This window comes from Pseudomonas sp. SWRI81, assembly GCF_014268545.1.
GTDB lineage: Bacteria > Pseudomonadota > Gammaproteobacteria > Pseudomonadales > Pseudomonadaceae > Aquipseudomonas > Aquipseudomonas hamedanensis.
The window spans coordinates 143,494-153,906 of sequence record NZ_JABWQS010000011.1 but is presented as its reverse complement, the minus strand read 5'-3'; the positions used below and the strand labels follow the sequence as shown (position 1 = coordinate 153,906).

General features: G+C 55.5%; 12 protein-coding genes. 8 read left to right on the top strand and 4 right to left on the bottom strand.

Features of this window, described 5'->3' with window-relative positions; all coding sequences use genetic code 11:
• The first annotated feature begins 186 nt into the window (after positions 1 to 186).
• Entirely contained in the window at positions 187 to 627 is a 441-nt protein-coding gene (locus HU765_RS10155) for a carboxymuconolactone decarboxylase family protein (protein WP_186551686.1), read from the top strand.
• A gap of 158 nt (positions 628 to 785) precedes the next feature.
• Here HU765_RS10155 and HU765_RS10150 read toward each other — a convergent pair whose 3' ends face one another.
• Positions 786 to 1,100 carry a hypothetical protein gene (locus HU765_RS10150; RefSeq protein WP_186620169.1) on the bottom strand — a complete coding sequence of 105 codons (315 nt, stop codon included), beginning with the start codon at positions 1,098 to 1,100 and terminating at the stop codon, positions 786 to 788.
• A 123-nt stretch (positions 1,101 to 1,223) separates the two neighbouring features.
• Here HU765_RS10150 and HU765_RS10145 point away from each other — a divergent pair, with 123 nt between their 5' ends.
• From HU765_RS10145 to HU765_RS10135, 3 genes are read left to right on the top strand one after another with little or no spacing between them, the layout of a single operon-like run.
• The gene (locus tag HU765_RS10145; protein ID WP_186620167.1) at positions 1,224 to 1,964 is read left to right on the top strand and encodes a secretin and TonB N-terminal domain-containing protein; all 741 of its coding nucleotides are present in this window, start codon (positions 1,224 to 1,226) and stop codon (positions 1,962 to 1,964) included.
• Positions 1,961 to 2,512 carry an RNA polymerase sigma factor gene (locus tag HU765_RS10140; protein ID WP_186620165.1) on the top strand — a complete coding sequence of 184 codons (552 nt, stop codon included), beginning with the start codon at positions 1,961 to 1,963 and terminating at the stop codon, positions 2,510 to 2,512. Before HU765_RS10145 ends, HU765_RS10140 begins: the two co-directional genes overlap by 4 nt.
• Positions 2,513 to 2,544: 32 nt before the next feature.
• Positions 2,545 to 3,483, top strand: a complete 939-nt coding sequence (locus HU765_RS10135; RefSeq protein WP_186620163.1) for a FecR domain-containing protein — start codon at positions 2,545 to 2,547, stop codon at positions 3,481 to 3,483.
• A gap of 415 nt (positions 3,484 to 3,898) precedes the next feature.
• Here the strand turns inward: HU765_RS10135 and HU765_RS10130 are convergent, their stop codons facing one another.
• Positions 3,899 to 4,507 carry a prepilin-type N-terminal cleavage/methylation domain-containing protein gene (locus HU765_RS10130; RefSeq protein ID WP_186620161.1) on the bottom strand — a complete coding sequence of 203 codons (609 nt, stop codon included), beginning with the start codon at positions 4,505 to 4,507 and terminating at the stop codon, positions 3,899 to 3,901.
• Positions 4,504 to 4,950, bottom strand: a complete 447-nt coding sequence (locus HU765_RS10125; protein WP_186620159.1) for a GspH/FimT family pseudopilin — start codon at positions 4,948 to 4,950, stop codon at positions 4,504 to 4,506. The genes HU765_RS10130 and HU765_RS10125 overlap by 4 nt, the downstream gene beginning before the upstream one ends.
• Before the next feature lie 120 nt (positions 4,951 to 5,070).
• Between HU765_RS10125 and HU765_RS10120 the strand changes: the two genes are divergently transcribed.
• From HU765_RS10120 to HU765_RS10105, 4 genes are all read left to right on the top strand, one after another.
• Entirely contained in the window at positions 5,071 to 5,508 is a 438-nt protein-coding gene (locus tag HU765_RS10120) for a type II secretion system protein N (RefSeq protein WP_186620150.1), read from the top strand.
• 385 nt (positions 5,509 to 5,893) lie between these two features.
• Positions 5,894 to 7,900, top strand: a complete 2,007-nt coding sequence (locus HU765_RS10115) for an ATP-binding domain-containing protein (RefSeq protein WP_186620148.1) — start codon at positions 5,894 to 5,896, stop codon at positions 7,898 to 7,900.
• Positions 7,901 to 7,906: 6 nt separating this feature from the next.
• Complete coding sequence (locus tag HU765_RS10110; protein ID WP_186620146.1) at positions 7,907 to 8,548, top strand: hypothetical protein; 642 nt, start codon at positions 7,907 to 7,909, stop codon at positions 8,546 to 8,548.
• Positions 8,549 to 9,016: 468 nt separating this feature from the next.
• On the top strand, positions 9,017 to 9,376 hold the full coding sequence (locus HU765_RS10105; protein ID WP_065616219.1) for a DUF6124 family protein: 360 nt from the start codon (positions 9,017 to 9,019) through the stop codon (positions 9,374 to 9,376).
• Between the two features lie 241 nt (positions 9,377 to 9,617).
• Here the strand turns inward: HU765_RS10105 and HU765_RS10100 are convergent, their stop codons facing one another.
• Positions 9,618 to 10,256, bottom strand: coding sequence for an EcsC family protein (locus tag HU765_RS10100; RefSeq protein WP_186620144.1), 639 nt, complete (start codon positions 10,254 to 10,256; stop codon positions 9,618 to 9,620).
• Positions 10,257 to 10,413: the final 157 nt, after the last annotated feature.

The following is a 10,413-nucleotide window of genomic DNA, read 5'->3' as shown; positions in this document are numbered from 1 at the left end:
CGATAGCGGTGGATCAGCCACATCAATGTTGAATGACACACCGCTATCGCGAGCAGGCTCACTCCTACATGGAAATTCGGTGAATCCGTTCTCGGCGGTGTGTCCATAATTCGCGAAATTGGGGCTGTAACACGGTCACCACGGCGCTTACCGTGAACTCATCATTCTTGCCCCCGAGACCCGCCCATGTCCCCGCGTCTGGATTATTACAGCGCTTCGCCCAAGGCAATGAAAGCGATGCTCGCCATGGAGGCGCTGACCGCCAGCCTGAGCATCGAACAACCGCTGCTGCAACTGATCCGTATCCGAGCGTCACAGCTCAATGGCTGTGCGTTCTGCGCTGACATGCACTCGGTGGATGCGCGGCGAGCCGGGGAGAGTGAACGGCGTTTGTATGCGCTAGCGGTGTGGCACGACAGCAACTTTTTCAACCCTCGCGAGCGTGCCGCGCTGGCCTGGGCCGAGGCGGTGACACTGTTATCGCAGAGCCGCGTGCCCGATGACGTCTATCAGCAGGCGCGCGAGCAATTCAACGAAGGCGAGTTGGTCGACCTGACCGTTGCGGTCAGCGCTATCAACAGCTGGAACCGCCTGGCGGTGAGTTTTCGCCAGACCCCGAGTGACTGATCAGTGCGAAAACCTGTGGCGAGGGAGCTTGCTCCCGCTGGGGTGCGCAGCGCCCCTACATCTGCCGTGCCGGTTTGAATTGACATACCGCATGCTGAGGTTTTGCGACTGCTGCGCAGCCGAGCGGGAGCAAGCTCCCTCGCCACAAGGTGTGTCCTTCAGTTCGGTGGGCGTTGCGGTTTGACCGATGTGCCAAACGTGTTGCCCATCCGCGTACTCGTCGCCGCCGGAGTCGCCAGGCCGACCTGATTGGGCGGGCGCTTGCTTACTGGCATATTCAACGCCTCCTGGTTCTTCTGCGCCGCCGCCGCGCCGTCGGGGTTGTTGCCCATCTGCTGGCTCAGGCAATCGTAATTCGGCGCTTTGTAGCCGCCGACTGTCACCTCGACACAACCCAATGGCTGCTCGGCCCAGGCACTCGACAGCGCCGCCAGCAACAGCCCGCCCAGGGTGATTTTCCACAGTGTTTTCATGCTCGCCTCCTGGCCGGCCCGGAAGGGCCGCGCTATGGCTTGAGTCTAGTGCAATCCCTTGGCAAATCCCGTGATGGTTTTTTTGCACCGGCCGTCACACCAGATTCATAAACAGCCCTCAGGATGACGCTTTTCAGGGGTACGTCAGCCGTGCAGCGAGGCAGTTCGAGGGACAGTCTTCAGCGTTCAGCGACGCACGTTTGTCTGGGGCTGCTGCTTGGCTTGCTCGCCGGCGAAGCGGGTGCTGAGCCGTCGCCGGCAGACCTGCGCATGACCTTGCACATACCGGCGCAGGACCTGGCGCCGGCACTGGATCAATACAGCCGCGCCACCGGCGTTGCGGTGCTGGTCGACAGCCAGTTGAGTCGCGGGCGGCGATCGTTGGCGGTGGATGGCGAGTACACCGCCGCCGAGGCCTTGCGCCGTTTGCTCGGCGGCAGTGGGCTGATGGCGCGCTATGCCCGTGCCGACGCGTTCACCTTGCAAGTGGCCGAGGTCGAGGACGTGCCGGTGTCCGCCGACAAGCCATCGCCGGCCAGTGCTGCGTTAAACCGTAGCTACGCCACGGCGGTGCAAGCGGCGATCGAGCGCAACCTGTGTCGTTCGCCGCTGACCCGCCCGGGCAGCTATCGCGCGGTGCTGCAGGTGTGGGTCGGGCGCGACGGCGTGGTGCAGCACAACCGGCTGGTCACTTCGACCGGTGATGTACGGCGCGACAACGCGCTGGTGGAAAGTTTTCGCACGCTCACAATCGACCGGCCGACGCCCAGCGCCTTGCGCCAGCCGGTCACATTGCTGTTGTTACCGGAATCGGCAGGGAAACGCATGGAATGCACCAGATGGGAAGGAGTTTCCGGGGGATGAAAGATGCCGGACAAAGTTCGATGGGCCAGCTGTTCCTCAGCTCCTACGAGGATTTTCGCGTGCGCCTGCGCCGCCGTCTCGGTTCCGAGGACCTGGCCAACGACGTGCTGCACGAAACCTGGCTGCGGGTCGATCGCATGGAGACCCCGCCGAACCTGCTCAAGCCCAACGCCTACCTGTATCGCATGGCCCTGAACATCGCCGCCGACCGCCGTCAGGCCGACGCGCGCCTGCTCACCGGCACTGAAGTCGAGGAACTGCTGCAACTGGGCGACGAAGCCCTCGACCCGGCGCGGGTGGTCGGCGGGCAAAAAGAGATGCAAGCCTTGCTCAGCGCCTTGTACGAACTGCCCGCACGGCGTCGGCGGATCTTTATTGCCGCGCGGCTGGAGGAGGCGCCGCACCTGGAAATTTCCCAGCGATTCGGCATTTCCACGCGCATGGTCGAGAAGGAAATCAAAGCCGCGCTGGGCTTCTGCGCCGCCAAACTGGAAAGAAAAGTGTTTCAGCGGTTCGGTCGCGGGGCCGGAAAACCGTCTAGCGAATAGTGACCCGATTAATCCGTTGAGAATCTGCGCGTTTGAACATCTTTCGACTGAAACCCGCCGAGCCTTCGGCCAGCGAGCCTCTACAAAGCGAAGCCCGCGACTGGCTGATCCTCCTGACCTCAGGACGCGCCACCGTGGCCGACGCCCGCGCGTTGCGCCAATGGTGCGAGCAGAGCGCCGAACATGTCCGGGCGTTCGAAGAGACCAAGCTGTTGTGGCATCGGCTGCAACCGGCCGCCGAAGCCGTGCAGGGCCGACGCACCTTCGGTCGACGGGCATTTCTCGGCGGCGCCATTGCCGCGTCCGCCGCATTCTTGCTGGTGCGCGGCACGATTCCCGGCGGGTTCGAAGGATTGGGCGCCGATTACATCACCGAAGTCGGACAGCAGCGACGGGTTGAGCTAGCGCAAGGTCTCAGCCTGGAACTGAACACCCAGACCCGCATCAATCAGCGCACCGTCGATAACGGCGTGCAGGGTTTTGAACTGGTCAGCGGCGAAGTCGAAGTGCAAACCGCACGCCTGCCGCTGGCGATGCAGGCCGGAGCAGGGTGGTTGCGGGCCAGTCAGGCGCGTTTCAACCTGCGCAACACGGATCGACAAGTCTGCGTGACCTGCCTCGATGGCACAGTCGAAGTCGACATCGAAGGCCGCAACCTGCGCCTCGAAGCGGGCCAGCAAGTCACCTATGACGCACGGCAAGTCGGCAACGTGCAAAGCGTCGACACCGCCGCCGTGATGAACTGGCGCCAGCAGGTGCTGGTCTTCAACGGCGCAACCCTCAGCCAGATGATCGACGAAATCAACCGCTACCGCCCCGGCATGTTGCTACTGCTCAACCGCGACCTCGGTCAACGTCGCGTTCAGGCCCGCTTCAGCCTCGACCAACTGGCCGGCGTCGCATTGCTAATCCGCGATGCCTACGGCGTCAAATGCACCGAACTGCCCGGCGGCGTGGTCGTCCTCAGCTAACTGCCTGCCACACACAGATCCACTGTGGGAGCGAGCCTGCTCGCGAAAGCGGTTGCCCAACTGACCAATATCTTCCGGTCGCACTCGAACCCTGTGGGAGCTGGCTTGCCAGCGATGACGGCCTAACAGCCAACCAACCTGCAACTGACTGCCCCCAATTCAATTGTGGGAGCGAGCCTGCTCGCGAAAGCGGTTGCCCATCTGACCAATATCTTCCGGTCTCACTCGATCCCTGTGGGAGCTGGCTTGCCAGCGATGACGGTCTAACAGCCACCCAACCCGCAACTGACCGCCCCCAACCCAATTGTGGGAGCGAGCTTGCTCGCGAAAGCGGTCTACCAGTAACAACAATGCTGACTGACCCACCGCAATCACGAGCAGGCTCACTCCTACAAAAAAGCCGCGGTGATCCCGGCTATTGCAACAACCCAATCACCTGCCGATACCGCTCAACCCCCTGCGCCGTCTGCCGACTCAAACTAATCTCCAACCCCAACGGATCCTCCCGCCGATTGCCACTCAACTGCCGCCACCCCTTATCCACCTCCCAAACCCGAACCTGCACATCACTCACCTCATTCAACACCGCCACCCCATTCCCAGGCGCCGGCAACGGATAGCGACTGCGCGCCTCAGCCACCGCCCGATACAACGTATCCCCCTTGACCCACCACCGTACCCGCTGCAACGCCCCCGGCTGATCCGCCGCGCTACGAATAATGTCCAGCCGAAACCCCTTGCTATCACTGCTGCGCACCGTCACCGCTGGCGGCGGAGTCGGCGCCTCCTCCTCAGCCCCGACCTTGCGCGGCTCGCTCAACTCCACCCCCGCGCGCATGTCCACATCCCGCTGCAACTGATTCAACACCCGCAACAACCCATCGCTCTGCTCACTGCTGGCCTGCAAATGACTGTCCGCCCGCGTCACACTGTCCAGCCCGCGCCAGGCAATCAGACTCACCACCGCCATCAGCAAAATCGCGACCATCACCTCAATCAGAGTGAACCCTTGCTGAGTCTTCATTGAATACTGATCCGCCCACTGACATCGCGCAGCACACTCAGCCGATTGGCCCCATCCGACAAAATCAGCCGCAACGGCGGATTGATCCACTCGGCATTCACCACCACCGTCTGCCGGGGCTCCACACGCACCTCGACCTTCGGGCTCTGCCACGCACGCGGGCGCAACTGCGCATCCTCCTTGAACGACTCAAACCCCACGCCATCATCCCCACGCCGCCCAAACCGAAACCCCTTGGCATCCGTCACCCACACAATCGGCCGCCCATCCGCGCGAGCCTCGGCCTGCGCCACCTGCAACAACTGCGCAACCCGCTCGGCATCCTTGCGCAACAACTGCAACGGATCGGGCCTGATACTCAAACTGATCGCCGCACTGGCAATCCCGATGATCACCAGCACCACCATCAACTCGATCAACGTAAAACCCTGCTGCCTGCTCATCACCCACGCGCTCCTTGGCGTCCCACCCCATCGTGCCCGGCGAACATGTAAGGCATGTGAAATAAAACGGAGAGAATTGCCGCGTAGGCTGGCAGCAGGGACAACAAGGAGCGACAACCCATGAAATTCACCGCACGAATTACCCCAGCGCAAACCGTCCAGGCCCTGGCCCTGCTCGCCGCCCTGGTGGGCGTCGCGACATGGTCGTCGTTGCTGCTGACCACGGCGGAATCGCACACACCCGCAGCTGCCCCGCAAGTGCTCGCGGCGAGAAGCGATAGCCCGGCGTTGCGGTGGTTTTCCAATGAGACTGCGCCGGTGGACATCAAGGTGAGTGGAGTGATCGCAGGCGGGAGTGGGACGGTGGCAATACTGAGTTTGAATGATGGCGCGCCGAGGAGTTTTTTGGTGGGGGAGAAGGTTGGGGTTGGGGTGAAGTTGGTGGGGGTTGAGGGGGATGGGGTGGTGATTGAGCGGGGTGGGGAGAGGGTGAGGTTGGGGGTGGAGAGGTTGGGGGAGGGGGTGGTTTTGCCTAGGTTAGTGAGGCCCGAATTGTAGAATGGGAAAAAGGGAGAATACCGCGGTCTTGGCGTTTGCTTTTACCTAAAAACCAACAATTGTGTTTGTCCGCTATCGGCCAGAAGCGGACGTTCGGTTACGGCGGCCCACACACAAATTTTACATGATCGATTTTCTTTAAAAGACGCTTAAGCGGTTCAGACTTACCGCATTGGCCCCGTAAGTCGCCTTAGCGCAATAGGCGGAGAGAAGACTCAAAAAACTGGAGTCCACGGCGGCAATAATTCCGCATTCAACGGCATTGCTGCTTGTTGAAACCTTGCCGTGCTTAACCCGTTGAGCCATCATCGGATAGTACGTAGCTAGGGCAGTCGTGACCGCGAGCGTAGACAGCCACCTCAACCAGTTCTAAGCAGAGAGCGATATGAGCAGTTATATTTTTAGCAGCATTGAAACGAGCCCGGAAGTCGAAGGCTTTTTGCATCAGCTCGCTGATTGGTGCGCCCAAAACTATGTTCAATGTTATGTTATTGACAAGCCGCTTATAGAGGTCAAAGGAAACTACGATTCAGATAGATGCTTTGCTATCTTAATACCAAAGCGAAAGATTGCATTCGTTAGCTATAACGAAAGTGAAGGCACCTTAGCTGATTATGCAGACGATTTCGTCGAGGATATAGGTTATATCTCAACGAAATTCAACTACAAGGAAAAAATAGGCAGACCTAAGCGCTGGCAAGAATTGCTCACTTTTCAACAATCAGATGCGGACAGCTTTACTATTGCGGAGTATCTGGAAGCATCTGCACTGAATAACCCGGAAGAGCAGCGACTGTCAGAGTTGCTCGTGTCATTAGCCACCGGGAGTATCAATGATATTGACCGAGTCGGAATAGATGTTCCTGAAAATGATTTGGATCGTATTAAGCGAAATATTTTGCTTTTTGACGGGGACCAGACTCGTTTCGTGTATCAAGATCTGAAGCAAAAAGAAGTTAGAATACAAGGCCTTTCCGGCACGGGCAAAACAGAACTATTGCTTCATAAGCTGAAGGAGCTATACGTCTCCGATGACACCTCTAAAATTGCAATGACCTGTCACAATAAAATTTTAGCAGCCAATCTTCGTGCAAGAATTCCTAAGTTTTTTAACTTCATGAAGGTTGAGCAACAGATTGAATGGAATGAAAGATTACTATGTGTCCACGCTTGGGGCTCCTCAGGGCAACCTTTTTCTGGAGCCTATGCTGCTATTTGTAGTGCATTCGATATTCCCTGCCACCCGTGGTCTCGATTGATGGACTTTGACAGAGCATGTTCTCTGTCATTGGAGGCTTTGAAAGCTAAGGGTGGTTCAAATGGCGTGCATGTGTTTGATTACATGCTGATTGATGAAAGCCAAGATTTCCCAGAAAGTTTTTTTGAGCTGTGTGAAATCGCTACAAAAAACTCCTTGTTTATTGCTGGCGATATTTTCCAAAGTATTTTTGACGAGCGAAAAGATGCGGGCGCAAAGGCGGAATTTACTTTAAGCAAGTGCTATAGAACAGCACCGACAACGCTGATGTTTGCTCAGGCTCTGGCGATGGGGTACTTTGAAGATAGAAAACTAAACTGGCTCGACCACGACGATTTAGATGCATGTGGATACCAGACATCTACTGATCCATTCACAGGTGAGCTAATTCTAAAGCGGGAACCTATCAGCAGGTTTGAGGATATATCTCAGGAAAGCCGTAGTGTTGAGCTTATCCGGTTGAATGGTGAGTATCGCCAGCAAAGTTGCTTGCAAATAATCGAGTGCCTCAAGGCTATAAAAAGAGACTATTCGAATGTCACTGCAAATGACGTCGGAATCATTATGATTGACAAAGGCAAGTCAATCTATGAGATGTCTGATGTTTTGGCTCAGATGATACCCAGAGAAATTGGCTGGCCTGTTAATAAAGCTTACGAGTCGGGAAGCCCTAGTAGAGATGGCGAACTGTTTTTAAGCAATACCAATCACGTTAAGGGTTTAGAGTTTCCGTTTGTTATTTGTGTAACATCCCATCTCTCGGAGTCATTCAATCACAGAAACGCGCTCTACATGGCGATAACTAGGTCCTTTCTAAAGACATACTTTTTGATACCTAACGGAGCTATGAATCAAACTCTTGATAAAGTCCAATACGGACTTCAAAAAATAGCGCAAGATGGGATCTTAAGAGTTACACCTCCGCCACTGCGAGAGCAAGAACAAATCAGAGCCTCAGTTAAATGGCATGGTAGGCTCAAGTCTTTTGATGATCTTGTGTTTGATGCTCTCTTTGAACTTGGAGTGCCAGAGTCTCGTCACGGCCGCTTTTTGATCGCGCTAAAATCGTTGCTGGACGCAGACGCATCGAAAGCTGATATCCACAAGTTAGCTAAAAAGATTACCTCGGAATAGCCCTAAATGTCCGTTAACATTTTTAAGATTGACCAATATCAGGCGGAGGTTTTCAAAAAAGCCATTCGCAGCAGGTTCGACATTCTTAAAGTCTGGATGGATGCGGTGAAGCTTATTATCAACTACGCTCCACCCGCAGAGAAGTTTGTTGCTGCGGAAATCCATGTTCACAATTCGAGAATGAGCAGGCTTTTCTATTTAAGTGACTCAAAAACATTCTCGATTGCTTTTCCCTTCAGAATAGAGGCTGTAGACGACTTACTGACCGTTAGAACTTCATCAGGCATTGAAGTCGACAGCGAGCTATCCTCTGAAATCACATTGGTTGCTTCGCTTCTGAAAAACGAAGGCTTGGTGAATGAGTGGGCACTGGCTGAGCATTTTGAAGATCAAGGAGGAGCCTCAGCTGAGTTTTGGCCCGTATTAGCTAGCTTGCTTGATGCAGAGGACGGATATCTACGCTTTGACCATGATCCAGTTAGAACGGATGGCCACAAGCATCCACTCGATCATGCGGATCTTTTTTATACTAATGGCGCTAGTTTTAAAGTTGGCTTGCAAAAAAAACCAACTATAGACGAGATCATTGACATCTTAAATCGGGAAACTGACTGTCACTACCTCAATCGTGTAGTAGTACGAAAGTAGGCGTGTCCGACCGGCTCCTCTTGGCCGAAAGCTGCCGTTCTCAAGGGTAAAAGTCAGCTTGACAGGCCGATACGGGGCATATCTGTCCCGCCAGACGTGGCGCAATTGCGCCTCATAAACACAAACGTTTAAAAAACATCTCCAGTCACGCTCTCAGGCTACATATCCTTGCGCCTTTGCCTACAGCTACGCCAGAATCCGCCGGCTTGTGCGCCTTGGGGGTGGGTTCTATTGTGGTGCGGTCGCTGACGAATCAGCGATCGGATTTGACCGTCCGCCCAATATCAAGGCGCGCCAGCGTTCTGCACCTGTTCAGGCATTGTCTGAAATCATGTTGCGGTGGCTGTGCGTGGGACACCTTCGGGTGTGCCGGATTCCTTGATGTCCGGTCGGTCAACCCGCGTACAGCTGCCACCCTGTTTGTTTGACCGCGAACGGTGGCGGCTCCAACAATCAAGGAGCTTCACCATGATCAAACCAACGCCCAACCCGCCCGAAACCGACCCCACGTCTCCCTACGAATCCCTCGATTCCAACAAACTCCACGAAGCCGCCGATCGCGCGCTCGATCATTACCTGTCGCCAAACAATCTCCTGCCTCCGCCGCGTAAGGCGCGGGGGATGTATGCGGTGACGGCGGATACCAAGAATGAAGAACTGCTGGCCGATGCAAGTGAAACGCTTGCTTCGGCGAAGACGATTGCTCAGGACATTTCCAGTTTGCTGCCGGCGCCGCAGCGGCGGGCATTGTTGGGGGTTGCTCAACTGATCATGCTGGGGGAGCTGGCGGTGAATCGGGCGCTAGATAATTTGGAATTACCGGGTTGACGCGGGTGTCGGGATCACCTGGTGATTGATCAGGTGTTTATTCTGGCGCTTTCGCGAGCAGGCTCGCTTCCACGGGGGGTATGCTGATTGCTGATGGTGTGTACGGCGCTGGAAACCTTTGGAAAGACAAAGGGGCGGATTTATTTTCTAAAAATACATCCGACCCCTCTGTCGCGCTTGCTGCTATTGCCTCTGCATTTGCATGAACACGGGGAAATGCAGCTACCGCTAAAACGGCCCGTTATGCAGCAGCCACTTCTTTTGGTGTAAATGTGTCGCGCGCTACATTACCGACGGTGTTGGTCGTGTAGGCATCGAAACTTCCACCAATCAGGCCTCCCAGCAGCGGCACAGCTTTGCCAAGATTGATCACGCCTTTTTCACCAAACTTGGTGAACAGCTTGAAGCCGACCTTTTTGTTTATCTCTATCAAAGTCTTACCGGAAATGGACTTCACGGCGTTCATCGCAAGTTTGTTGCCGACGGCAATACCTATGTCTTTCAGCACTTCTTTGGCGGAGTTGGCTGTGAGACAGGCGAAAACGAGAGTCTTGACCTTGTCATCCTTCACGTCGTAGCCACCTAGGTGGGCGATGGCGGCGATCATACGAATTTGTACGAAAAGCACACTTGTGATGTTGGCGGGCAACGCTACGGGCAGCGTAATCAATCCACCCAGGCCGGTAATGAAGCCTGAAGTGGCCGATTTGGTGTTCTGCCAGCGAATCAGGGAGTTAGCTTGATCGTAAGCAGAGCTTTCTTCTTTGGCGTAGCTGGCTGCGAGCTCCTCGGCGGAATCAAGACCGGAGAACCCATTGACAGACCTCTCGTAGGCCCAATCAAGGACCTGCATTATCTTTTCTTGACTTATCAGTTCCATCTTCAGTCTCAGTGTATGAATAGTGGCCTTATGATGCCATGTGTGCCTGGTTATTTACATCACTTCGCTTTGAATAAATTCGCTCCGATGCTTTCGCCCTGACGGCATAACTCCACTTTTTAAATAATCGCCCAGACCCCCGCGATTAAATGCTGCA